The sequence below is a fragment of the Roseovarius tibetensis genome (assembly GCF_050896375.1).
In the GTDB taxonomy this organism is placed as follows: Bacteria; Pseudomonadota; Alphaproteobacteria; order Rhodobacterales; family Rhodobacteraceae; genus Roseovarius; species Roseovarius tibetensis.
Window position 1 is genome coordinate 82,100 of sequence record NZ_JBPBBB010000008.1, and the last position, 23,363, is coordinate 105,462.

Here is a 23,363-nt window from a genome sequence, read left to right on the forward strand (position 1 = left end):
CCGCGACAAGCCCGGCCTGAATGTCAACCAGGGGAATGAACGGCATGGCATATTCGATGACCGCACCGGCGGAGGCAAGGGCATGATCCGCGCACAGACAAAAACCGAACCCGAACTGGTGGCCGACACCGTCTGCCATGACGCCCGGGTCCTGACGGCAGGGTCCACGACAGCCCTGATCGTTCTGGACGGGCAGACCTACACCCTCCGGATTACCCGCGCCGGAAAGCTGATCCTGACCAAATGAAACACGCACGCGATATCACGGGGTCCACCACCGTCGGCGACACGACCGGGGTGATGCACGTCGCGGACATGGTCATCACCTGCCTGCGCCAGTGGAACCGCAACGGTGCGGCAGCGGCCTTTGCCCTGCTGCGCGACCGGATGGGTGCGGCGCAGGCCGGCGCGAGCGTCCGGGCCCTGCAGGATCTGGCCGACATCCTGGAGGCACACATGCGCCGCCCGCTGCGCTGTCACGCGCCGCACTGTTCGTGTGTCGGTACCGACGAGGCCGCCATCGCACGTTTTGTCGAAGAGGCCGCGTTCGGAGCACGCGACGACGCGCTGATGCTCGCCAGCCTGCTGGTCGACTGTCGCGGCATCCTGCCGCTGACCGATGCGGCCGCGCGCTTTGGCCTGTGTGTGCACCGCGCCGCGCTGTGCGCCGCCGTCCGGACCATGCCGGAGCCGACAAGCCAAACGCGGCACTGACGCGGGCGGCCCAAGGGCCCTGCGATCATGTGTCACGGCGCGGCGGGGACATGGCCCCGCCGGGCGATGGACCATGGGCACCTGCGGCACGCACCAGATCACGCGTTCCAGAGGACCGTCCCGAACTCCGCGGCGGCATAACCGCCACAGCTGGCCGCCCGCGCGGCAAACTGGTGTGAAAGGCAGAACTGGACCAGTTTCGCGATCTGCGGGTCGAACCATGCCTTGCGATCGACCAGCAACGCGAAGCGTTCCTCGATGATGGGCCGGAATTCCAGCCCGTAGCTGCGCGCGACCGATTCCAGCCCGAAGGCGATATCGGCCTCGCCCCGGCGCACGGTCTCGACGGCGTCATCCTCGGTGCGGGCCACATCTGCGAACTCGATCCGCGCCAGATCGAGGCCCTCTTTCGCGGCCAGCTCCCGAAACAGCCGGTCGGTCCCCGATTCCGCCTGTCTCGGCACGACGCGCCGCCCCGCCAGATCGGACAGGTCCGCCGGCGCGCGCCCCCCGGCCCGGAAGACGAGGCCGCGCGCCCTGTCCGCGAAGGTGACCAGAACCGCGTTCAGCGTCCCGGCGGCCTCGGCCACCGCCGGGACGTTCCAGCGGTCCGTCGCGGCGTCGTGGATGTGCAGCCCCGCGATCATCCCCTCACCGCGCACGAACCGGTCAAGCCCGTCAAGCGAGCCGTCATAGAATGTCGCCAGCCCGCAGCGCGATTGCCGCACCGCCCAGTCAAGCAACGGGTCGTGGCTGCCCAGCAGGATCGGGGGGCGCGCGGCGTCGGGCGTGGCCCCGCCACCGGACTTGGCCTGCTCGATCCAGGCGCGGATCTCGCCAGCGGGAAACAGCAGCTTGCCGGTCGCCCGCGAACAGGGCACCGCCCCCGAGGCCGCGAGATCATAGATCTTGCGCTCTTTCAGGCGCAGCAGATCTGCCAGTTCCCTGACGGTGAGATATTCGTGATCGGGAAAGGCAAGCTCGGTCATCAGCATCCTGTGATATGGCGGACCGGGGACACATCCCTAGCCAACCGATCATATCAGCTTTCGGGCGCGTTCGGAAAGAACAGCTGCTGGCCGGCAACCACATGATCGGCGATTGCCGCCTGCCCCGCATCCGACAGCAGCCAGTCGGCAAAGCTCTGTGCCGCCTCGGCGTTCACGCTGGGGCATTTCTCGGGGTTCACCGGGATCACGCCATACTGGTTGTAGAGATCCGCGTCGCCCTCGACATGGATCTCAAAATCCTGCTTGTTGCCAAAGCTGATCCAGGTGGCGCGGTCGGCCATCACGTAGGCGCCCATACCGATGCCCGCGTTCAGGGTGGCACCCATGCCCGACCCGGTCTCGCGGTACCAGTCGCCGCTGGCCTCGGTCGGATCGACGCCGGTGCTCGACCACAGCGCAATCTCCTTCTTGTGGGTACCGCTGTCGTCGCCGCGCGACGCGAACAGCGCGCCCGCCTCGGCGATCCGCGTCAGCGCGGCCTCGGCATCCTCCATGCCGGCGACACCCGCGGGATCACCCTCGGGGCCGACGATGACGAAATCGTTGTACATGAGGTCCGTGCGTTGTGTCCCGAACCCATCCGCGACGAACGCCTCCTCGGCCGGTTTCGCATGCACCAGCAACACATCGCCATCGCAGTTGCGGGCATTGCGGATCGCCTGCCCGGTACCCACGGCCACGACATTCACGTTGATTCCGGTTCTCTCCTCGAAGATCGGCAAAAGGTGATCGTAAAGGCCGGAATTGGCCGTCGAGGTGGTGGATTGCACGATGATCGAGGTCTCTTGGGCCCATGCCCCCCCCGCCAGCATGACCGTGAAAGCCGTGCCGACCAGTTTCCTACAAAGCATATCGGTTCCTTCTCTTTCCGCTGCGGTCAAACGACAATCCTGCCGTCCAGGTAATCCCGCGCCGCGGCGGATCGCGGCGTGGGGAAAAAATCGGCGGCGCTGCTGTGCTCGGCCACCCGACCGCGATGCAGGAACACCACATCATCGGCCATGCGCCGCGCCTGCCCCGCGTCATGCGTGACAAAGACAATCCGCACGCCGCGGTCGCGGGCGCCCGCCACGATCCCCTCGATCGCGAGAACCGAGGCCGGATCGAGACTCGCCGTGGGCTCGTCGAGAAAAAGAACTTCGGGATCGGTCGCCAGCCCCCGGGCCAGCGCCAGCCGCTGCGCCTCGCCACCCGACAGCCGGCGCGCGGGCTGGTCGGCCTTGTGGCCCAGCCCGACATGATCCAGCAGGGCGCGGCAACGCGCCCGGTCCTTGCCGCGCGCCTTCAGCACGAAATCTATATTGGCCGCCACCGACCGGCGCAGCAGGACCGGTTTCTGGAACACCAATGCCTGTCGCGCGGTCACCTCCGACGGGGTCCGACCCCTCCAGTCGATACGCCCCGCGCTTGGGCGCTCCAGCCCGTGCAGCAGCTTGAGCAGAAGGCTCTTGCCCGATCCGTTTGGCCCCATGATCATCGTGCACCCGGTCGGCCCGAGATCGAGCGTCACGCGATCGAGCACCGTCACACCGCCGAGGCACAACACCACATCGCGCACGGCCAGCGGCAGGATCGCATCGGCCGGCATGGCGGACGTGTCAAACATGGGCCTGCCGCGCGGCGCTCATCCGCACCGACTGCACTGCGGCGTTCACACCAAGGGCCAGCACCAGAAGGATGATCCCCAGCGCCAGCGCCAGCGCCAGATCACCCTTTGACGTCTCCAGCGCGATCGCGGTCGTCATGACGCGGGTCAGATGGTCGATATTGCCCCCGACGATGATCACCGCCCCGACCTCCGCCACGGCACGCCCGAACCCGGCCAGCCCGACGGTCAGCAGGGAATAGCGCGCATCCCACAAAAGCGCCTGCATCGTCTGCCATCGCGTCAGACAAAGCGAACGGAACGCATCGGCATATTCCGCATGCAGATCCTCCAGCACCTGCCGCGACAGCGCCGCGACGATCGGGGTAATCAGGATCGTCTGCGCGACGATCATCGCGGTCGGCGTATAGAGCAGTCCCAGAAACCCCAGCGGCCCGGCGCGCGACAGGTGCAGATAAACCACAAGGCCCACCACCACCGGCGGCAGGCCCATCAGCGCATTCATCACGATCAGCACCGCGCCACGCCCGCGAAACCGCCCGATCGCGACAAGCGCCCCGGCCGTCATACCGATCATGCAGGCAATCGCCGTTGCCGTCAGGCTTACGCGCAGCGACAGCAGAACAATCTCCAAAAGATCCGCATCCCCTGACAGCACCAGCGCAACGGCCAGACCCAAGGCCTCTCCCATATCTTGCAAATTTTTCACCTATTCGCAAAATTTCTGCACCCTTCGTAATTTTGCAGCGCGGGCAGACAAGGTCAAGGCAGCTTTCAAGCCGAATCCCAGCACCAGCGCGACACCAGATCCGTCAGGCATTCCACGAACGGGGCCGTCGCCCTGATCCCAAGCCGCACTGACTTCATCTTTCTGCAAATACTCAAAGCTGCCACTGCAACGGCCGCCCTCGCCGGGGTGACACGCCGGCACCCTGAACAGGTCCCGACCAAGCAATCATGCATTAAAACCCGGCGCGCGCATTTTTCGGCTTGCAGCCGCAGGCCAGAATTTATAGACGCACTCATGTAAGGACGCGGGCGTAGCTCAGGGGTAGAGCATTACCTTGCCAAGGTAAGGGTCGAGAGTTCGAATCTCTTCGCCCGCTCCATTACATTTTTCTGTCGAATTGACTGGGCAACGCAGGCGGCATCCTTGTTGCATACCTGCAGCTGAATTGCACGTGATACGTGGATGACGCGTGCAACCGACGCCTCATTCGGGCAGCGGCGCGGTCCGCGCCAGATAGGCACCGGCCTTTTCGCGCAGGGCCTCGACATCGCCCCCCTCCGAGGCGAGGTGCACCTCTTCGAGAATAACCGCGATCTCGTCCTTGGACGCGGCGATTCGGGCGACCGCCTGTTCCATCGTGCAGGAATATTGGTGAATCTCCCCCATGTCGGCGACGCCCATGTCCTCACGCGCCAAAACATCCGCAACCTTGGCATTGTGACTGGCAAGGCTTTCCAGGGCCTCGGACAACGTCTCGGACGGGATAGGGGTGTAATGCTCGACCTCCTGCGCCGCAGCAGGCAAGACAAGAAGCGCAAGGGCGACCGGTATCGCAAAAAGATTGAGACGCGCGATTGGGCCCTTCTGTCGGATTTTATCCTGACCGAATCGCTAAGATAAAAAGACCTCCACACAAGCGCAGATTTGGGGGGCAGGACCGTTGGCTCTGCCCCGACACGCGCATGACATCATGTCAGATCGCGCGGCTTGCGCTGGCCCGCGCCCAGTCCCAGTACATTTCGCGCACCGCTTCGGTCACAGGCCCCGGCTGGTACTGCCGGTCCTCGAAGGCAGCGACGGGTGTGACCTTCATCATGTTGCCCGACAGGAACACCTCGTCGGCGGCCTCGAAATCGGCAAAGCTCATCACGGTCTCATGCACCGCCATGCCCTCGGCGCGCATGTTGGCGATGTGCCGCGCGCGGGTAATTCCGGCAAGGAACGTGCCGTTGGGCACCGGCGTGAACACCTCGCCGTCCCGCACGGCAAAGACATTGGCCGTCGCCGTCTCGGCCACGTTGCCCAACGCATCCGCGACCAGCGCATTGCCGAACCCGCGTGACCGTGCCTCGGCCAGCATGCGCGCATTGTTGGGATACAGGCACGCCGCCTTGGCATTGACCACGGCATCCTCCAGCACCGGGCGCCGAAACCGGGTGCGGCACAGCGTCGTCGTGGTGCCCGCGGCGGCCATCGGGATCTCTTCAAGGCAGACGGCAAACCCGGTATCGCCGCCATCCTTGGGGACTATCGCCGACATGCCGCCATCGATCGCCCAGTACATCGGGCGGATATAAACCGCCGCGTCCACGGGATAGGCGCGCAGGCCTTCGTGGATGATCGCCACCATCTCGTCGACCCCGACGGTGGGCGTCACCATCAGCGCCTCGGCCGAGGCATTGACCCGCGCGCAATGCTTGTCGAGATCCGGCGTCATCCCGTGCGCATAGCGCGCCCCGTCGAAGACGTTGCTGCCCAGCCACATGCCGTGGTCGGCGGCGTTCATTACGGCGAGGTCGCCGTCATGCCACTGGCCTTTGAAATAGGTGCGGATATTCGTCCCGGTCGGCATGGCGTCCCTTTCCTGCTGTCGGGCGCAGACTAGGCCCGTCATGCGGTGGGGTCCAGAGCGATCAGGCCCGCGGCGGGGCGTCGGCCAGCAACCTTTCCAGGTCGAGCGGGTCGTTCACCATGGCAAGGCAGCCATTGGCATCACACGGCCAGTCCGCCTCGGGCTTGTCACGGTAAAGTTCCACCCCGTTGCCGTCGGGATCGGACAGATACACTGCCTCGCTGACCCCGTGATCGGCCGCGCTCTCGACGGCAATCCCTGCCTCGATCACCCGGCGCAGCGCATCCGCCAGCGCCGCCCGGTCGGAGTAGAGAAACGCCGTATGAAACAGCCCGGTATGCCCCTTGGGCGGTGGCGTGCCCCCCAAGCTCTCCCACGTGTTCAGACCGATATGGTGGTGATACCCCCCGGCCGAGAGGAACGCCGCCCGGCCGCCCGAGAAATATTGCTGAAGCTCGAAGCCGAGCACACCGGAGTAGAACGCGATGGCGCGCTCTAGGTCCGCGACCTTCAGATGCACGTGACCGATACGGGTGGCGGGATGAACGGATGTCATCGGGGCCTCCTGCGCTGCATGACCAATCTATGCTAGATGCCGCAAAACCGCACAACTCGGCATTCATGAATGGCCTTCGCGCGTTTCTGCACATCGAGGCTGTAAGAATGGACTCCGCATGCACACGCGAACTATCGAACGCGCTCAGATCGCCGCCTTGCGGCTCTCATCAAGGTAGATCTCGCGCAAGCGCGTGGCGACAGGGCCGGGCGTGCCATCGCCCAGCGCCGCCCCGTCGATCTCCACCACCGGCATGACAAACGCACTGGCCGAGGTGACGAACGCTTCGTCCGCAGTCTGCGCCTCTTCCAGTGTAAAGGGGCGTTCCTCGACCTGCATCTGCGCCTCACGGGCGAACCGCAGTACGGCGGCACGGGTAATCCCGTGCAGGATGTCGTGGCTCAGATGCCGCGTGACGATCGCGTTGCCCTTGACGATGTAGGCATTGTTGCTGGTGCCTTCGGTCACATGCCCGTCCTCGACCATCCACGCATCGTCGCAACCCGCCGCCTTCGCCATCATCTTGCCCATCGACGGGTAAAGAAGCTGCACGGTCTTGATATCGCGGCGCCCCCAGCGAAGATCGTCTATGCCGATGACCCTGATCCCCTTTTTCGCCGCCGGCGTGTCGGCGAGGCCGGGCTTGGACTGGGTGAACAGCACCAGCGTCGGCGGTGTCGTGTCAGGGTCTGGAAAGACGAAATCGCGGTCGCCGTCACTGCCACGCGTGACCTGAAGATAAACCAGCCCATCCTCGATCTCGTTGCGTGCCACCAACTCGCGATGGATGTCCAGCAGGTCATCGAAGCCCGCGGGCTTGCGCATGTCGAGCTCGTTCAACGACCGTTCCAGCCGCGCGAGGTGCCCGTCAAAGTCAATCAGCTTGCCCCCCAGCACGCTGGTCACCTCGTACACCCCGTCGGCCATCAGGAATCCCCGATCGAAGATCGAGACCTGCGCCTCGGTCTCCGGCATGTACGCGCCGTTCACATAAACAGTCCGCATGATCTTACCCCCACAAAGCAGCCTCGGGCGGATGAACCCCCGCCGCATCAAACGTCAGAACATGCTCCCGGTCTTCGGCCAGAAGCAACGGCCCGTCAAGATCCGTGACCATTGCACCCTGGGCCACCAGTGTCGCAGGCGCCATCGCAAGGCTCGACCCGACCATGCAACCCACCATGATCTCGTAATGCTCGGCCCGCGCCCTGTCGCGCAACGCCAGCGCCTCGGTCAGCCCGCCGGTCTTGTCCAGCTTGATGTTGACCACGTCATACTTGCCCCGAAGGCCCGGCAGGCTCGCGCGGTCATGACAGGATTCGTCTGCGCAGACCGGCACCGGGCGATCCATGCCGATCAGCGCCTCATCCTCGCCGGCGGGCAGCGGCTGCTCGACCAGCGCGACCCCCAGACGCACCAGGTGCGGGGCAAGGTCGGCATAGACCTCGGCGCTCCAGCCCTCGTTGGCATCCACGATGATACGCGCGCCGGGGGCGCCGCGGCGTACCGCCTCCAGCCGCGGCATGTCATCGGGCGTGCCCAGCTTGATCTTCAGCAAGGGCCGATGCGCATTCTGCGCAGCCTGCCGTTCCATCGCCTCGGCCGTGTCCAGTGACAGCGTATAGGCCGTGATCTCGGGGCGCGGTGCGGCCAGCCCGGCCAGATCCCAGACACGCCGCCCGGCCTGCTTGGCGGCCAGATCCCACAGCGCGCAGTCGACCGCGTTGCGCGCAGCCCCCGCGGGCAGAAGATCGTAAAGCCCGTCGCGGGTGACCTGCTCCGGCAACCCTTCGATCTGCGCGGTCACGCTGTCCAGCGTCTCGCCGTAGCGCGCATAGGGCACACACTCGCCCCAACCAGTCGCGCCACCATCCGCGATCCGCACGGTCAGAACCTGCGCCTCGCTACGCGAGCCGCGGCTGATGGTAAAGACCTGCGCCAGACGGAATACGTCGCGCGTTACCGAAATTTCCATGCCGCCCCCAACTTCATCTTTCCAGAAATACTCCCGCCGGAGGCGTCCCGTCGCAGCCACGGGCGCCACACCGGATCAGATCGCCGCAAGCGCGTCCACAAGCGGCCCCGACCCGAAACGGTAAGGATCCGTCGCGGGCAGGCCCATCTCGTGGGCAACGCGCTCGAGATAGGCGCGCGCCTCGGTCTCGGGCATGTGCTGCGTGTTCACCGCGATGCCGACGACCTCGCAGGCCGGGTTCGAGATCCGCGCCAGCGGCAGGGCGGTGTCCCGCAATTGCTGCAAGGACGGCAGGCTGTAATCCGGCAATCCTCGCATATGTGTGCGCGTCGGTTCGTGGCACAGGATCAGAGCGTCGGGCTGGCCGCCATGCACAAGAGCCATCGTCACACCCGAATACGAGACGTGGAACAGGCTGCCTTGCCCCTCGATCAGATCCCAGTGGTCGGGGTCGTTGTCGGGCGTCAGCCACTCGACCGCACCGGCCATGAAATCCGCCACCACGGCATCAAGCGGCACACCGTCACCGGTGATCAGGATACCGGTCTGCCCGGTTGGTCGGAACGTGGCCTTCATGCCGCGCGCATGCATCTCGCGTTCCATCGCCATGGCCGTGTACATCTTGCCGACCGAACAATCGGTGCCCACCGGCAGGCAGCGCTTGCCGCTGCGGGGCTTGCCGTCAGCGATGGGGTAGCTGACCTCGGGCACCCGCACGTCGTGCAGCGTGCGGCCGGTCGCCTCGGCCACGGCCCTGAGATCGGGTTCGTCGCGCAGCAGGTTGTGCAGCCCGGCGGCCAGATCAAAGCCCTCCTCCATCGCCGTGACCAGCACCTTCTTCCACGCGGCGGAAATCACGCCGCCGCGATTGGCCACGCCGATGACAAGCGTCTTCGCCCCGGCGGCGCGGGCCTCGGCCAGTGTCATGTCCGTCAGGCCCAGATCTGCACCACAGCCCTCCAGGCGAAATTGGCCCACGGCGTTGTCGGGGCGCCAGTCGCGGATGCCGATGGCCACCTTCGCGGCCAGCATGTCGGGCGCATCGCCAAGAAACAGCAGGTAGGGGGTCTCGATCATGGTTCGGCTCCAGGGGTTCGGCAGTCTTGACGGTGTCGCATGAGACAAACGTGATTTCCTGCCCGGTTCAAGGTGTTTCGCACGGTCATCGCACTCTCCTGCGCCCGTTTGCGCGCACTTGCGGCACATGGGCGTCTGGCGGGACGCATGATGTGCATGCGGCCGTGCACAGAACGATCTTGCGGATGGACCCTTGATTTCATACCCACTGATGCGACATCGACGCAATCCCTTGTGCAACGGAGATCCCGACTATGAGCTTTCGACTGCAACCTGCCCCGCCTGCCCGCCCCAACCGCTGCCAGCTTTTCGGCCCGGGGTCGAACGCAGCGCTTTTCGAAAAGATGGCGTCCAGCGCGGCGGACGTGATCAATATCGACCTCGAGGATTCTGTCTCGCCCGGCGACAAGGACAAGGCCCGCGCCAACACCATCCAGGCGATCAACGACATCGACTGGGGAAAAAAGACGCTGAGCGTGCGGATCAACGGCCTCGACTCGCCGTTCTGGTATCGTGACGTCATCGATCTTCTGGAACAGGGCGGGGACCGGCTCGACCAGATCATGATCCCGAAGGCGGGCTGCGCCAGCGACATCTACGCCGTGGACGCGCTGGTGACGGCCATCGAGGCCGCCAAGGGCCGCAAGAAGCGCATCGGGTTCGAGGTCATCATCGAATCCGCGGCCGGCCTGTGCCATGTCGAAGAGATCGCGGCATCCTCGCCGCGCATGCAGGCCATGAGCCTCGGTGCGGCTGACTACGCGGCCTCGATGGGCATGTCCACGACCGGCATCGGCGGCACGCAGGAAAACTATTACATGCTGCACGAGGGCGCGAAATACTGGGCCGATCCTTGGCACTGGGTCCAGAGCGCGATTGTCGCGGCCTGCCGCACGCATGGCCTGTTGCCGGTCGACGGCCCGTTCGGCGATTTCAGCGACGATGACGGCTTTCGCGCGCAGGCGCGGCGCTCGGCCACGCTTGGCATCGTGGGCAAATGGGCGATCCATCCCAAGCAGGTCGCGCTGGCCAACGAGATCTTCACCCCGTCCGACGAGGCGGTGCAGGAAGCGCGCGAGATCCTGAAGGCGATGGACGAGGCCAAGGCCCGCGGCGAGGGTGCGACCACGTACAAGGGTCGCCTTGTCGATATCGCCTCGATCAAGCAGGCCGAAGGCATCGTCAAGCAGTCTGAGATGATCGCCGAGGTATAAGCCCGTCACGGGTCCGCCCCGGCATGTCGCGCCGGGGCGGACCGTCTGTCAGAGAAACGCCTCGGGGTGTGTCGTCTCGATCCCGAGGGCCGCGCCCACCGCAGCATAGGTCAGCTGCCCGGCATGCACGTTCAAGCCGTTCAGCAGGTTGCGGTCCTCGGCGCAGGCGCGTTTCCACCCCTTGTCGGCGAGGGCCAGCATGAACGGCATGGTCGCATTGCCAAGCGCCAGCGTCGAGGTCCGCGCGACCGCCCCCGGCATGTTGGCCACGCAGTAATGCATGATCCCGTCCACCTCGTAGATCGGGTCCTGATGCGTGGTGGCTTTCGAGGTCTCGAAACACCCGCCCTGGTCGATCGCCACGTCCACCAGCACCGCGCCGGGCTTCATCATGGCGAACTGGTCGCGGCGCACCAGCTTGGGCGCGGCCGCCCCCGGAATGAGGACCGCCCCGATCACCATGTCGGCCTGGGGCAGCAGCTCGTCCAGCAGCCCGGCCGAGGAATACCCCGTCTTGAAGGTGCCCCCGAACACGTCGTCGAGATAGCGCAGCCGCGGCAGCGACCGGTCGAGCACTGTGACATCCGCGCCCATGCCCGCGGCGATCCGCGCCGCGTGGGTACCCACCACGCCGCCGCCGATCACGATCGCCCGCGCCGGGCCGACACCGGGTACGCCGCCCATCAACATGCCGCGCCCGCCATTGGACTTTTGCAATGTCCATGCGCCGACCTGGGGGGCCAGACGGCCGGCCACCTCGGACATCGGCGCCAGCAGGGGCAGCCCGCCATTGTTGTCCGTCACCGTCTCGTAAGCGATCGCGGTGCAGCCGGACTGCATGAGATCGCGTGTCTGCGCCTCGTCGGGGGCAAGGTGCAGATAGGTGAACAGGATCTGCCCCTCGCGCAGCATACGGCGCTCGACAGCCTGCGGCTCCTTGACCTTCACGATCATGTCCGCCTGCGCGAAGATCTCTTCGGCGGTGTCGATGATCCGTGCGCCGGCCGCCTCGTAGGCGGCATCGTCAAAGCCCGCACCCAGACCGGCCCCGGCCTGCACGATCACGTCGTGCCCATGGTTGGCGGCCTCCTGCGCGGCATTGGGCGTGAGACCCACGCGAAATTCCTGCGGCTTGATCTCTGTCGGGCAACCGATTTTCATTGTGACTCCTCCTGAATGTCCTGCGCGAAGTATCCGCCGAATCACAAGCAAAGCGATTGAAATCTTCTTCGTCTTCTGGGATGAAATGCGAATAATGTTCGCAAGAATGCAATTTTGGCAGGAGGGCCTTGCGCGAATGATCCTGGACGAGATGGATCGACGACTGCTGCGCGTGCTGCAGGGGCGCGGGCGGATCTCGAACGCGGACCTTGCCGAGGCGGTGAACCTGTCGGCCTCGGCCTGTCATCGCCGGGTGCACCGGCTGGAGGCCGAAGGCATCATCAAGGGCTATGTCGCGCTGCTGGACAGCCGCAAGATGGGGGTGCCCGCGACCGTGTTCGTCGAGATCACGCTGAGCACGCAGGCCGACGAGGTGCTCGAAGCGTTCGAAACGGCCGTAGCCCGCGTCCCGGATGTGCTCGAATGCCACCTGACCGCGGGGACCGCCGACTACATTCTCAAGATCCTCGCCGAGGATACCGAGGATTTCGCCCGCATTCACCGGCAATACCTGACGCGCCTGCCCGGCGTGGCCAAGATGCAGTCAAGCTTCGCGTTGCGCACCGTGGTCTCGACCACGGCGCTGCCGGTCTGAGCCGCGTGGGCGCGCGGGCTTGGGCAGGCCGTGCCGCGCGCCGCCGCGCCAGCTACCCGATCATGTCGCGCGCCTCGCCAAGCCCCTGGTAATGCCGTTCGAGCCGTTGCAGCGCGATTCGCAGCACGATCTTTGCCGACCGGGCGGACCACCCCATCTTCTGTTCGGCGCGTTCCAGCCCCTCGAGGTAGCAACAGCAGCGCAGCGCCACATCGCCCAGTCCCGGCCCGAGATCGCGCAGCGCCCCGATGACCCGCGCGCGCGCAGCCTCTGCCCCGTATCCGACTGGATCGGGGGACGCGCCGGTATCGTCCACATGGCTGAGAAACCGATCCCAGTTCTGCGTGACACGCGGTGACATTTGCGCCAGTTCGAAATCCTCGCGCAGCCGTTCGCCGGCCCGCACGAGGTCATGCGACAAAAACCGGCTGCCATCCTTGTCGCGTCGCCGGGCCAGCGCGATCAACGGCGACTCGGCCAGGCCGTACCGGATCCGGCGCGGGGCCGTGGCATCGGTCGCCTCTGTGTCGTCAGCAAGGCCAGCCAGAACGAAAGGTGCCTCGCGCAGCCCGCTTGCGACGTTTTCCGCGTCGGCCATCATCTGCCCAAGGGCGGCGCGGCCCTTTCCCGTCACGTGGTAGCGCGAGATGCGGCCCGGATTGTCACAGGCGATCCAGCCCTTCAGCGCCAGCGCCTCGGCCACGTCGCGGTCCACGACGGCGGTTCGCGCCGGCGCCCCCGCGCCCCCGTCGCGGACCACCACGGCCTTGTCCATGTCCGCCGAGACGGCCAGCAACGCGCCGGTTTCACAAAGCCGCCGCAGCACGCGGTGCGCCTCGGCCTGCAATCGCGCATTGCTGAGCGTGGTTTCGGTGTCGATGGGGCGCGGATCGGTCTGAACTGTCATCTTGGTCTCCTTGACAGGAGAACCGGGTCGTCTTGCACGTGAGACGTTCTGGCCCAGACGGCGCAGCGCCTCGTCCACGAGAATATCGTCGCGGCGTGTCTCGAAGGTGCGGATCTGGCGCAGGACGGTCGAGGCATGCCGCCCCGAAACCCGCGCAAGCGCGCGGATCGGTGTGCCGCTTTTGATGTGGGCAAGATAGTGCAACGCGGCCTCGGGCACCCATGACGGAACCCGCGGCATCGCAGCATCGCTCCTCATCTGTTCGCACATGACCCATCCCCAACCTTCGTCCGTGACCGGGGACCGATGCGTGCCGGCCACCCGATCCCCGGATTTATCCACAACTAATACGTGCAATGATTACCGGTTCGTTAAGTGTTTCCAGAAAATCAACCTTCGTTGATAAATGGTAAACAATTTCAGCCCCCTACGTACGCCGCACCGGGCGTCGCGCAACAGGTCCGAAAACCGTGCAAGGAAGGCTGAAACAACCATAAGGAGTATCAGTGATGCAGGATGTTCTGACCGCCCTTGGTGGCTTGCGCCGTCCACCGCTACTGATCCGTGCGGCCCGGATCGGCATGGCGCATTACAACCGGTCCGTGCACCTCGCGCGACATCTCGGGGATGGACCGCTGCCGCGCGCCGGCGACGCGCTGATGCGGCTCATGGAGATCGAGGCGGGACTGGAGTGCGACAGAAAAGACCGCGCCACCTTTTATCGGGCGGCGCGGCATGTCGATTTGCTGATCGCGATGATGGGCGAGGCGCGGCATCTGCGCGAGACACACGGCGCGCCCGCCTGACCGGGCGCGGTCGATATCAGCCGAAGGCGTCTTTCATCTCGGCCTTGCGGGTGGCGACATAGGCGTTCAACGCCTCGTGAATGCCGGGATCTAGCGGCGGCTGCTGATAATCGTTCAGCAGCTTGTGCAGGCGCGCGTTGGCCAGCGACGTTGTGTCGCGCGCGCCCTCTTCGGACCAGGTCTCGAACGGTTTGTAATCCAGCAGGTCCGACCGCCAGAAGGCGGACTTGTAATTGGCCTGAGTGTGCGCGCAGCCAAGATAGTGCCCGCCCGGCCCGACCTCGCGGATGGCATCCATCGCCTGCCCGTTCTCGTCCATGTGCACGCCCTGCGCCAGATGATGCAGCGCGCCAAGCTGGTCTGCGTCCATCACGAATTTCTCGAAACTGGCGACAAGGCCCCCTTCCAGCCAGCCGCAGGCATGCAGCATGAAATTCACGCCCGACAAAAGCCCCATGTTGAGGCTGTTGGCACTTTCATAGGCGGCCTGCGCATCCGGCAGCTTGGAGCCGTTGAACGACCCCGCCGACCGATACGGCAGCCCAAGCCGACGGGCCAGTTGTCCCGCGCCGTAGGTGATATGCGCCGCCTCGGGCGTCCCGAAGGTGGGCGCACCGGAATTCATGTCGATCGACGTGACGAACGCGCCCATGATCATCGGCGCGCCGGGGCGCACCAGTTGGCTGTAGGCGATGCCGGCCAGCACCTCGGCCAGAACCTGGGTCAGCGTGCCGGCCACGGTGGTGGGCGCCATCGCCCCGCCGACGATGAACGGCGACAGGATGCAGGCCTGGTTGTTCTGAGCGTAGACCTCCAGCGACCCCATCATCACGTCGTCGAACGTCATGGGCGAGTTGACGTTGATCAACGAGGTCATAACGGTGTTGTCTTGCACGAAGTCCTGCCCGAACAGGATGCCCGCCATGTCGACGCTGTCCTGGGCGCGCGAGGGTTCCGTCACCGACCCCATGAACGGCTTGTCCGACAGGGTCATGTGCGCAAGCAGCATGTCGAGATGGCGCTTGTTGACGGGGATGTCCGTCGGCTCGCAGACGGTGCCGCCCGAATGGTGCAGCCATTTGGACATGTACCCAAGGCGCACGAAGTTCCGGAAATCCTCGATCGTCGCGTAGCGGCGGCCCTTTTCCATGTCATGCACGAACGGCGGGCCGTAGATCGGCGCGAAGACCAGCGAGCGCCCGCCGATTTCGACCGTGCGTTCGGGGTTGCGGGCATGCTGGGTGATCCGCGACGGCGCGGTCGAAATAAGCTGCCGGGCCAATCCGCGCGGAATGCGCACCCGCTCGCCGGTGACGTCGGCGCCCGCCTCGCGCCAGCGGTCGAGGGCTGCGGGGTTCTCGACGAAATTGACGCCGACCTCGGCAAGGATGGTCTCGGCATTCGCCTCGATGATGTCGAGGGCCTCTTCTGTCAGGACGTCGAAATTGGGGATATTGCGCTCGATGTATCGCGCGGTCTCGACGCTGACGGCGGTGCGTTCCGCGCGGCGTGCGGCCCCGCCGCCCCCTCGCGTCCGTCTGCTGCGCGCTGCTGCTTCTGCCATGGGTGCACCTTTTGCTTGCGTGACTCGTCGATCGCCGAAACCCGCATTCCGGCCGGGTTCTGACCCGTTTTAACGGCACGACGGCCGCGCGCAGGCCCGAATTCCGGCGCGTTGAGGGGAAAAACGACATGTACGGAACGGCTGCAGCCGTATCGGCGACCAAGTCGGCGCCCGGATCGGCCTGTCCTGGATGGATCTGCGTTGGCGGAGCGCGTCAGTCCGTCTGCGTGCGGTCCGGGACCGGATCATAGCCGCAGCGCCCCCAAGGGTTGCACCGCGCGATTCGTGCCAAGGCCATCCACCCGCCGCGCAGGGCCCCATGCGCCTCGAGCGCGTCGAGCGCGTATTGACTGCAGGTCGGCTGGTAACGGCAATGCCACCCGACCCAAGGCGACAGGATCACGCGGTACGCCTTGACCGGAAGGGCGAGGATACGGGCAAGCGGGGTCATCGGGGCCCCGACACCCGGCGCAGCGCCTCGACGAGATCGTCGCGCAACGCCTCGTAGGGCCGTGTCCCGGTCTGGCCCGCGCGCCCGATCAGAACATAGTCCCAGCCTGGTCGGCCACACTCCGGCAGCACCTCGCGCGCGACCGCGCGCAGGCGACGCTTGGCGCGGTTGCGCGCCACGGCGTTGCCGACCTTCTTGGAACAGGTAAAACCGACGCGCACGGTCGGATCGTCGTCACGCCGGTCGCGCCCTTGCAGCATGATGCCCGGCATGCCCTGCCGCCGTGCCCGCGCGGCCGCGAGAAAATCCACGCGCTTGCGCAGGACGCATAGTCGCCCCCTGAAACGACAAGAGGCGCCCGAGGGCGCTGTTCCTGTCTGCCCGTCAGGGCGCGTCGACCGTGTCATGGCCGCAGCAGACCCCTGGCGCTTATGCGCTCAGCGACTTGCGGCCGCGGGCCCGACGCGCGTTCAGGATCTTGCGCCCGGCCTTGGTGGCCATGCGTGCGCGAAACCCGTGGCGGTGCTTGCGGACGAGGTTCGAGGGTTGAAAGGTGCGTTTCATCGCTCCGTCTCCGACGTTGTCTGGCAGCGCGCCGTGAAGGATCGCGTCTGCACCATTGCATGTTAGGACGTGACCATTAGCCCCAGTGCGCCCGCAAGTCAAACCCCCGATCCAAACGCTGCAACAAAATCGCGCGACGCGCCGTCGGGTGTGATACCCCCTGACCGGGGACGGCGCCCCTCACCCGCGGTCACCCTCGCGTGAGACCACTGGCGCGCCCGCCCACGACCGTGCCACTACGGGTCAGGATCAACCAGACAGGCCGGCAGGAATGGACAACAGCATGCAGCGACCAAGCGATCCGAAACGCCGGGGCTGGACGCGGCACGTGCCGCTCGCCGTGATCCTGATCGTGGCCGTGATCGGCTATTTCACCCTGCGCGACCACATCACCTTCGACACGCTGCGCGACAACCGCGAGGCGCTTCTGGCCTTTCGCGACACCAATTACGCCGCGATGATCCTTGCCTTCATCGCCGTTTATTTCGTGATCGTCGCCTTTTCGCTGCCCGGCGCCGCTGTGTCCTCTGTCACCGGCGGGTTCCTGTTCGGGCTGGTCGCGGGCACGGCGGCCAACGTGATCGCCGCCTCGCTGGGGGCTTTTGCCATATTCCTTGCCGCCCGCTGGGGCCTGGGCGAGATGCTGGCGGCGAAGATCGAGACCTCAGAAGGCAGGCTCAAGCGGCTGAAGGCCGGGCTGCACGAAAACGAGATCAGCGTGCTTTTCCTGATCCGGCTGGTGCCGGCGGTGCCGTTCTTCGTGGCCAACCTGCTGCCGGCGCTGGTCGGGGTGCGGTTCTTCAACTTTGCGCTGACCACCGTGCTGGGCATCATCCCCGGCGCGCTGGTCTTCACCTGGATCGGCGTGGGCCTTGGCGAGGTGTTCGACCGCGGCGACACCCCCGATCTGTCGCTCTTGTGGGAGCCGCAGATCATCGGACCCATCCTCGGGCTGGCCGCACTCGCGGCGCTGCCCATTCTCGTAAAGGCCATTCGCGGCAAGAAGGACATCTGAACATGCAAGAGATTGAAACCGATCTGCTGGTCATCGGGGCCGGCTCTGCCGGCTTGTCGGTCGCGGCGGGCGCGGTGCAGATGGGCGCCAGAGTCATCCTTCTGGAAGGGCACAGGATGGGGGGCGATTGCCTGAATTACGGCTGCGTCCCGTCAAAAGCGCTGATTGCCAGCGGCAAGGTCGCCTACGCGCAATCGCATGCCGCGCACTATGGCGTGGCCGATGTCACGCCGCAGGTGGATTACGCCGCGGCCAAGGATCACGTGGCGGGCGTGATCGGCCAGATCGAACCCAATGACAGCCAGTCGCGGTTCGAGGGTCTGGGCGTCCGCGTGATTCGCGAGGTCGGCACGTTCCTCTCGCCGCGCAAGGTGCAGGCGGGCGATCATGTCATCACCGCGCGGCGGGTGATCCTCGCCACGGGCTCGTCGCCGTTGGTCCCGCCCATTCCGGGGCTGGACCAGGTGCCGTACGAGACCAATGAGACGATCTTTGATCTGCGCGAGAAACCGGGGCATCTGCTGGTGATCGGCGGCGGTCCGATCGGCATGGAAATGGCGCAGGCGCATCGCCGCCTCGGGTCCGAGGTGACGGTGATCGAGGGGGCCTCGGTGCTGGGACAGGACGACCCGGAGATGGTGCAGATCGTCAAGGATCAACTCCTGTCCGAGGGGATCGCGCTTGAAGAAGGCACGACCGCGGCCGCGATTCGGGGCACGGCCGGCGCGATCGAGGTCGAGGCCGGGGACGGTCGCGTCTTCACCGGCACGCATCTGCTGATCGCCGTCGGACGCCGCGCCAATATCGACCGCCTGAACCTCGACGCCGCCGGGATCGAGACCACAAAGCGCGGCGTCAGGGTCGATGCCGCGATGCGCACCACCAATCGCCGCGTCTACGCCATCGGCGACGTGGCGGGGGGCATGCAGTTCACCCATGTGGCCAGCTATCACGCCGGCCTGATCATCCGCCAGGCGCTGCTTGGCCTACCCGCGAAGCAGCGCACCGACCACATACCGTGGTGCACCTATACCCAGCCCGAGATCGCGCAGGTCGGCCTGACCGAAGCGGCCGCGCGCACCGAGCATGGGGGCAATCTCGACGTGGTGCGATTCGCATATGCCGAGAACGACCGCGCCATCGCGGAGCGCAAGACAGACGGTCTCATAAAGGTCATGGTGGTGCGCGGACGGCCCGTTGGGGCCTCGATCGCGGGCGAACAGGCCGGAGAACTGATCGGGTTCTGGGCGTTCGTGCTCGCCAACCGGCTCAAGATGAAACACGTGGCGGGGATGGTCGCCCCCTACCCCACGCTTGGCGAGATCAACAAACGGGTCGCGGGCGCCTATTTCTCGCCCCGGCTGTTTGACAGCCCGGCGGTGAAACGCGTCGTCAGGTTCGTGCAGCGCTGGTTGCCCTGAAGCGGCGCCTGCGCCGCATGACACGATATGGCGCGCTGGTCTTGCCCCCCCGCGGCATGCGACATGAAAAAGGGGACAGGGCCTTGCATGGCCCGGATTGACCGCGACATCCGCCGGCGGACCACGGGAGGCACCGTTTGATCAAGTCGTTATCGGGCAGGTTTCTGATCCTGACGGTCATCTTCGTGATGCTGGCCGAGGTTCTGATCTTCGTGCCCTCGATCGCCCGCTTCCGCGAGGCGTTCCTGACAAACCGTCTGGAGCGGGCGCAGATCGCCTCGCTGGTGCTTCTGGCCGATGACGAGGTGAACCCCGGCCTGCAGGAGGAACTTCTGCGCAATGCGGGCGTGTTCAACGTCGTCCTGCGCCGCGACGAGGCGCGCCAGCTCGTGCTGTCCTCGCCGGTGCCCAACGCCGTGTCGGCCACGTTCGATCTGCGCGACGCCCCCGCACTTACGCTGATCCGTGACGCATTGTCGCGCCTGGCCACGCCCGAGGCCGAGGTGATCCGCGTGATCGGGCGACCTGTGCGCATGGGCGGGCTGCTGATCGAGATCACGCTCGACACCGGCGATTTGCGTGCCGCGATGATAGATTACGGGTTGCGCATCCTGTGGCTGTCGCTGGTCATTTCGGTCATCACAGCGGTGCTGCTGTTCTGGGCTGTGCAGTGTTTCCTCGTCCGCCCGATCAAGCGCGTCGTCGGCAACATGCAGGCCTATGCCGCCGCCCCCGAGGACGTGCGCCACGTGATCGAACCCTCCTCCGCGATCCGCGAATTGCGCGAGGCCGAAGAGACGCTGCAATCGCTGCAAACGCAACTGACCGGCGCGCTGCGGCAGAAAGAGCATCTCGCCCAGCTTGGCGGGGCCGTGGCCAAGGTCAGCCACGACCTGCGCAACATCCTGACCTCGGCGCAGCTTTTCACGGACCGCATCGAGACGAGCGAGGACCCACGCGTGAAACGCCTGGCCCCCAAGCTGGTCAACTCGCTGACCCGCGCCGTGCATCTGTGCGAGGCGACGCTGGCCTACGGCAAGGCCGAGGAACCGGGGCCGACGCTGTCCCGCGTGCGGCTCGCCGATATCGTGGCCGACGTGATCGACAGCGAACGGTTGTCCGTGGGCTTGGCAGAGGTGCGTCTGACACAGAACGTTCCGGCGGACATGATGCTGCGCGCGGATGCCGAGCAACTGTACCGCGTGATCGCCAACCTCGTGCGCAACGCACGGCAGGCCATCGTCAACACCGGGGTCCCCGGCGAGATAACCGTCACCGCCGACGAGGACGCGCGCGGCTGGATCATCCGCGTGTGCGATACCGGCCCCGGCCTGCCTCCCAAGGCGCGCGAACATCTGTTCAAACCGTTTCAGGGCGGCGCTACCAAAGGCGGCACCGGGCTTGGCCTGACAATCGCCGCCGAACTGATACGCGGACATGGCGGGACCCTGACGCTCGAATGCAGCAACGCGCAAGGCACCACCTTCCGCATCACGCTGCCGAAAGGAAACATCGGCGACATGCAATAAACCTGCTTGCGCGCCCTTGCATCGCCGCGCCACAAAGTTTATCCGCATGCGTAGCGGACCGATAGCTCAGCTGGATAGAGTACCTGACTACGAATCAGGGGGTCGGGGGTTCGAATCCTCCTCGGTCCGCCACAAGTTTTATGCAAGCACTTCATATCTTTCGACTTTCTCTTCCGTTTGGGTGGTAAGGTACGATATGCGGTACAATTTGGCGCGTACGCCGCACCGCGTGTCGTGAGTATAGCGTATCGCGGGTATCGAGTCAGTGCATCCGTTGGAACTGTATTCCTGAGGCCGCCATTCTTTCTTGATGATCTTCCTTTTCCCGCCGCCGTTGGGTGCGGCGGGGGTTGGTGGTTTGGTATCTTGGGGTCGTGGTGTGAACATGACGTGCTGCGCGGGGCCTGCGGTCCGCGCAGGATGGAGGGCGGCGCCGCGGCTGTGCCGGGCGCGGGCCTCGGGGGCTCCGGACCGGGGTCCGGAGCCCTTTGAGTTGGTGGGTTTGGTGGGATGAATGTTTGGGCATGTTGCCTCACGTTCCGGAGAGGGTGCGCGTGTGGTCAGCTGGTCGGCGTGATGACAGAATCGGGAGTGTCCCGTGCCGTGTCCGGATCAACGGGATCCAGCAGGCCGGTCAGGTCTTTTGCGGTCAACTCGCGCTTGTTGAGGAGGTCCCTGGCGATCCGGTCGAGATCGGCGCGATGATGGGTCAGGGCCTCCCGCGCCTCGCTTTCGGCGGTCCGGAGGGCGTGCTCGATCCGTGCCCGGGACCCCTGGGCGAGCAGACGCGCGGTGATGTCCGGGGGTTGCCAGACAAGGCTGTCGCCGAGGCCGAGGCGCGTTTCGGCGTCGATCAAAAGCTGGGTGGCCATTGCGAGATCGCTCTGCTCGCCGCCGCCGGCGCCGCTGGAGACCTCGTTGAAGATCAGCGCCTCGGCGGCGCGGCCGCCCATCATCATCCGGACAAGCGCGGTGACCCGGGGGCGGGTCAGGAAATCCGGCATGGGGCGCTCGACCACGCCGCCGCCCATCCGGAGCGTGGCGCTTTTCGGGGTCGGCGCGCCGAACAGGTGTCCGGCGAGCAGGTGGCCGGCCTCATGGACCGCGACCCTGTAGAGCGTGTCCGGGTCCGGCGCGGGACCGAGATCGGCCGCCGCCGTATCCAGATCCCGGACGGCAAGGGTCCCGCCCCGGCGACGGGCATGGGTCCGGGCGGACCGGACGAGCGCGGTGATTTCGGCGCCGCTCTGGCCGAGCATTCGGTCTGTCAGCCTGTCGAGATCCGGTGCGGGGATGTTCCGAACGCCCGCCGCCAGGATCGCCCGCACCCCGGCGCGGTCGGGGGCCGTGACCGGGACATGCCGGTCGAATCGGCCCGCCCGCCGGATCGCGGGGTCGACGGTGTCCGGATGGTTGGTAGCGGCGAGCAGGATCACGCCGTCCGTGTTCATCAACCGGTCGAGCTGGGTCAGCAGGCCGGTCACCACGCCGATCATGTACCCGTTGTGGCTGCGGCCCCGCGTGTAAAAGGCGTCGATCTCGTCGATGAAGAAGATGCTCGGCGCGCTGGCGCAGGCGCGGGTGACGGCATCCGAGAGGCCGCGCAGCATGTCGCCCTGGTGGCCCAGCCTCTGGTTGTCCGCGTAGCTCGTGGCGATCAAGGGCACCCCGGCCGAGCCGGCCAGCGCCGCGGCGAGCATCGTCTTGCCGTTGCCGGGTGGCCCATGGAGAAGAAAGGACCGGGTGACCTCGGACCAGTCCAGGGCACCTGCGCGCCAGTCTGCGAGGTCTTCGAGCACCTGTCGGAAGGCGTCCGTGGCGGCGGGTTGCCCGTGGACATCTTCGAGCGTGACCTGTCCGGACAGCATGTCCGGCGTGGTCAGGCGGGCAAGCTGCGCTCGTGCCTCTTCGATGCTGGGCGCGGCGAAAATTGCAGCGATGTCGAGGTCTGCGAGCGCCGCGGCGTTCGCGTCGGACAGGTCCAGCGCGAGCTCTGCGACGTCATGGATCTCGGACAGCAACGCCGACAGCATCGCCGCGCTGACCTGCGCGAGCGGGAGCGTCAGGGCGGCGCGGCGTCGCAGCTTGTCCGGAAGCGGTGTTCCGACCTCCGAAATCGCGATCACGCCGAGCCCTTTGAGTAGGGTTTTCTCGATCTTTCGTTGAAACATCTCGGCATCGACGCTTTGCCCGGACCCCGCCTGTTCGATTACCTTGGGCTTTTGCACCCCGGAGCCGGCCCCGGCATCGACCATCGCCTCGACGATCCTGGCAACCCGCTCCCGCGCCGCGGCATCCGGCACCTCGATGACGTGCAGAGTGCCGGGAGGCGGGATCATTCCCGGGCTCCCGGCGGCGGCGTGAGCCGCACCGATTTGCAGGGTGGTCAGGGCGCTCAGCGCGCTGTCGACCCGCACCGGGCCGGTGTCCGGGATCTCGGGCAGCGAGTCGTCGAGGACGCAATCGGCGTAGTGATCGTCGGCGTCCCGGCGCGCGGGAGCCTCCCGGCGCAGCAGGGCGATGGCGTCTTCCAGGCCGGGAAGGGTCTCGTGTTCAGGGTATCGTGTCTCGGGCATGGGAAATCCTCTCAAGGTCGGGCATGGCAAGCCCGGCCCG

General features: G+C 66.0%; 25 protein-coding genes and 2 tRNA genes. 10 read left to right on the forward strand and 17 right to left on the reverse strand.

The genetic code is table 11. From position 1 onward, the window contains the following. Positions 1–82: 82 nt before the first annotated feature. Complete coding sequence (locus ACROSR_RS07715; RefSeq protein WP_432683715.1) at positions 83–247, forward strand: hemin uptake protein HemP; 165 nt, start codon at positions 83–85, stop codon at positions 245–247. Beyond that, the gene (locus ACROSR_RS07720) at positions 244–714 is read left to right on the forward strand and encodes a hypothetical protein (RefSeq protein WP_432683717.1); all 471 of its coding nucleotides are present in this window, start codon (positions 244–246) and stop codon (positions 712–714) included. Before ACROSR_RS07715 ends, ACROSR_RS07720 begins: the two co-directional genes overlap by 4 nt. Positions 715–812: 98 nt before the next feature. Here ACROSR_RS07720 and ACROSR_RS07725 read toward each other — a convergent pair whose 3' ends face one another. Genes ACROSR_RS07725 through ACROSR_RS07740 form a run of 4 tightly spaced genes read right to left on the reverse strand, consistent with a single transcriptional unit; the run spans position 813 to position 4,030 of the window. After that, positions 813–1,703, reverse strand: a complete 891-nt coding sequence (locus ACROSR_RS07725; RefSeq protein ID WP_432683719.1) for a substrate-binding domain-containing protein — start codon at positions 1,701–1,703, stop codon at positions 813–815. Positions 1,704–1,756: 53 nt separating this feature from the next. Beyond that, positions 1,757–2,575 (reverse strand): ABC transporter substrate-binding protein, encoded by an 819-nt coding sequence (locus ACROSR_RS07730; protein ID WP_432683721.1) that lies wholly within the window; start codon positions 2,573–2,575, stop codon positions 1,757–1,759. Between the two features lie 26 nt (positions 2,576–2,601). Continuing rightward, entirely contained in the window at positions 2,602–3,312 is a 711-nt protein-coding gene (locus tag ACROSR_RS07735) for an ATP-binding cassette domain-containing protein (RefSeq protein ID WP_432683723.1), read from the reverse strand. Positions 3,313–3,322: 10 nt separating this feature from the next. Beyond that, positions 3,323–4,030 (reverse strand): ABC transporter permease, encoded by a 708-nt coding sequence (locus ACROSR_RS07740; protein WP_432683725.1) that lies wholly within the window; start codon positions 4,028–4,030, stop codon positions 3,323–3,325. Between the two features lie 334 nt (positions 4,031–4,364). Here ACROSR_RS07740 and ACROSR_RS07745 point away from each other — a divergent pair. Next, a tRNA-Gly gene (locus ACROSR_RS07745) sits at positions 4,365–4,439 on the forward strand. A gap of 104 nt (positions 4,440–4,543) precedes the next feature. Here the strand turns inward: ACROSR_RS07745 and ACROSR_RS07750 are convergent. From ACROSR_RS07750 to dgcN, 6 genes are all read right to left on the reverse strand, one after another. Continuing rightward, positions 4,544–4,933: a DUF6746 family protein gene (locus ACROSR_RS07750; RefSeq protein ID WP_432683819.1), complete on the reverse strand. Its 390-nt coding sequence runs from the start codon at positions 4,931–4,933 to the stop codon at positions 4,544–4,546. 100 nt (positions 4,934–5,033) lie between these two features. After that, a complete protein-coding gene (locus tag ACROSR_RS07755; RefSeq protein WP_432683727.1) occupies positions 5,034–5,912 on the reverse strand; it encodes a branched-chain amino acid aminotransferase in 879 nt (292 codons plus the stop codon). 61 nt (positions 5,913–5,973) lie between these two features. Beyond that, on the reverse strand, positions 5,974–6,468 hold the full coding sequence (locus ACROSR_RS07760; RefSeq protein WP_432683729.1) for a VOC family protein: 495 nt from the start codon (positions 6,466–6,468) through the stop codon (positions 5,974–5,976). Positions 6,469–6,612: 144 nt separating this feature from the next. Then, positions 6,613–7,473 carry a D-amino-acid transaminase gene (locus ACROSR_RS07765; RefSeq protein ID WP_432683731.1) on the reverse strand — a complete coding sequence of 287 codons (861 nt, stop codon included), beginning with the start codon at positions 7,471–7,473 and terminating at the stop codon, positions 6,613–6,615. Positions 7,474–7,477: 4 nt separating this feature from the next. Beyond that, entirely contained in the window at positions 7,478–8,443 is a 966-nt protein-coding gene (gene dgcA / locus ACROSR_RS07770; RefSeq protein WP_432683733.1) for an N-acetyl-D-Glu racemase DgcA, read from the reverse strand. Between the two features lie 75 nt (positions 8,444–8,518). Beyond that, complete coding sequence (dgcN, locus tag ACROSR_RS07775) at positions 8,519–9,520, reverse strand: N-acetyltransferase DgcN (protein ID WP_432683735.1); 1,002 nt, start codon at positions 9,518–9,520, stop codon at positions 8,519–8,521. Between the two features lie 254 nt (positions 9,521–9,774). On the opposite strand from dgcN, the gene ACROSR_RS07780 reads away from it, so the two are divergent. Then, a complete protein-coding gene (locus tag ACROSR_RS07780) occupies positions 9,775–10,734 on the forward strand; it encodes an L-malyl-CoA/beta-methylmalyl-CoA lyase (RefSeq protein ID WP_432683737.1) in 960 nt (319 codons plus the stop codon). Positions 10,735–10,782: 48 nt separating this feature from the next. Here ACROSR_RS07780 and ald read toward each other — a convergent pair whose 3' ends face one another. After that, complete coding sequence (ald, locus tag ACROSR_RS07785) at positions 10,783–11,895, reverse strand: alanine dehydrogenase (protein WP_432683739.1); 1,113 nt, start codon at positions 11,893–11,895, stop codon at positions 10,783–10,785. A gap of 136 nt (positions 11,896–12,031) precedes the next feature. Between ald and ACROSR_RS07790 the strand changes: the two genes are divergently transcribed. Beyond that, positions 12,032–12,490, forward strand: coding sequence for an Lrp/AsnC family transcriptional regulator (locus ACROSR_RS07790; protein ID WP_432683821.1), 459 nt, complete (start codon positions 12,032–12,034; stop codon positions 12,488–12,490). A 52-nt stretch (positions 12,491–12,542) separates the two neighbouring features. Here ACROSR_RS07790 and ACROSR_RS07795 read toward each other — a convergent pair whose 3' ends face one another. Beyond that, entirely contained in the window at positions 12,543–13,637 is a 1,095-nt protein-coding gene (locus ACROSR_RS07795) for a DUF6456 domain-containing protein (protein ID WP_432683741.1), read from the reverse strand. 269 nt (positions 13,638–13,906) lie between these two features. Here ACROSR_RS07795 and ACROSR_RS07800 point away from each other — a divergent pair, with 269 nt between their 5' ends. Further along, positions 13,907–14,203 carry a DUF6477 family protein gene (locus tag ACROSR_RS07800; protein WP_432683743.1) on the forward strand — a complete coding sequence of 99 codons (297 nt, stop codon included), beginning with the start codon at positions 13,907–13,909 and terminating at the stop codon, positions 14,201–14,203. Between the two features lie 16 nt (positions 14,204–14,219). On the opposite strand, the gene ACROSR_RS07805 is transcribed toward ACROSR_RS07800, so the two are convergent. The 4 genes from ACROSR_RS07805 to rpmH all read right to left on the reverse strand — a co-directional run bounded on the left by ACROSR_RS07805 (position 14,220) and on the right by rpmH (position 16,782). Beyond that, positions 14,220–15,767 (reverse strand): trimethylamine methyltransferase family protein, encoded by a 1,548-nt coding sequence (locus tag ACROSR_RS07805; protein ID WP_432683745.1) that lies wholly within the window; start codon positions 15,765–15,767, stop codon positions 14,220–14,222. Between the two features lie 214 nt (positions 15,768–15,981). Next, positions 15,982–16,218, reverse strand: a complete 237-nt coding sequence (gene yidD / locus ACROSR_RS07810) for a membrane protein insertion efficiency factor YidD (protein WP_432683747.1) — start codon at positions 16,216–16,218, stop codon at positions 15,982–15,984. Then, positions 16,215–16,541 carry a ribonuclease P protein component gene (rnpA, locus tag ACROSR_RS07815; RefSeq protein ID WP_432683822.1) on the reverse strand — a complete coding sequence of 109 codons (327 nt, stop codon included), beginning with the start codon at positions 16,539–16,541 and terminating at the stop codon, positions 16,215–16,217. The genes yidD and rnpA overlap by 4 nt, the downstream gene beginning before the upstream one ends. 106 nt (positions 16,542–16,647) lie before the next feature. After that, a complete protein-coding gene (rpmH, locus tag ACROSR_RS07820) occupies positions 16,648–16,782 on the reverse strand; it encodes a 50S ribosomal protein L34 (protein ID WP_104020418.1) in 135 nt (44 codons plus the stop codon). Between the two features lie 283 nt (positions 16,783–17,065). On the opposite strand from rpmH, the gene ACROSR_RS07825 reads away from it, so the two are divergent. The 4 genes from ACROSR_RS07825 to ACROSR_RS07840 all read left to right on the forward strand — a co-directional run bounded on the left by ACROSR_RS07825 (position 17,066) and on the right by ACROSR_RS07840 (position 20,879). Next, positions 17,066–17,797, forward strand: a complete 732-nt coding sequence (locus ACROSR_RS07825) for a TVP38/TMEM64 family protein (protein ID WP_432683749.1) — start codon at positions 17,066–17,068, stop codon at positions 17,795–17,797. Positions 17,798–17,799: 2 nt separating this feature from the next. Beyond that, complete coding sequence (locus ACROSR_RS07830; RefSeq protein WP_432683751.1) at positions 17,800–19,218, forward strand: dihydrolipoyl dehydrogenase family protein; 1,419 nt, start codon at positions 17,800–17,802, stop codon at positions 19,216–19,218. Between the two features lie 137 nt (positions 19,219–19,355). Then, on the forward strand, positions 19,356–20,747 hold the full coding sequence (locus ACROSR_RS07835) for a sensor histidine kinase (protein ID WP_432683753.1): 1,392 nt from the start codon (positions 19,356–19,358) through the stop codon (positions 20,745–20,747). Positions 20,748–20,802: 55 nt separating this feature from the next. Then, positions 20,803–20,879: transfer RNA gene (locus tag ACROSR_RS07840), tRNA-Arg, on the forward strand. Positions 20,880–21,307: 428 nt separating this feature from the next. Here ACROSR_RS07840 and ACROSR_RS07845 read toward each other — a convergent pair. Next, complete coding sequence (locus tag ACROSR_RS07845; protein ID WP_432683755.1) at positions 21,308–23,323, reverse strand: AAA family ATPase; 2,016 nt, start codon at positions 23,321–23,323, stop codon at positions 21,308–21,310. Between the last annotated feature and the right edge of the window lie 40 nt (positions 23,324–23,363).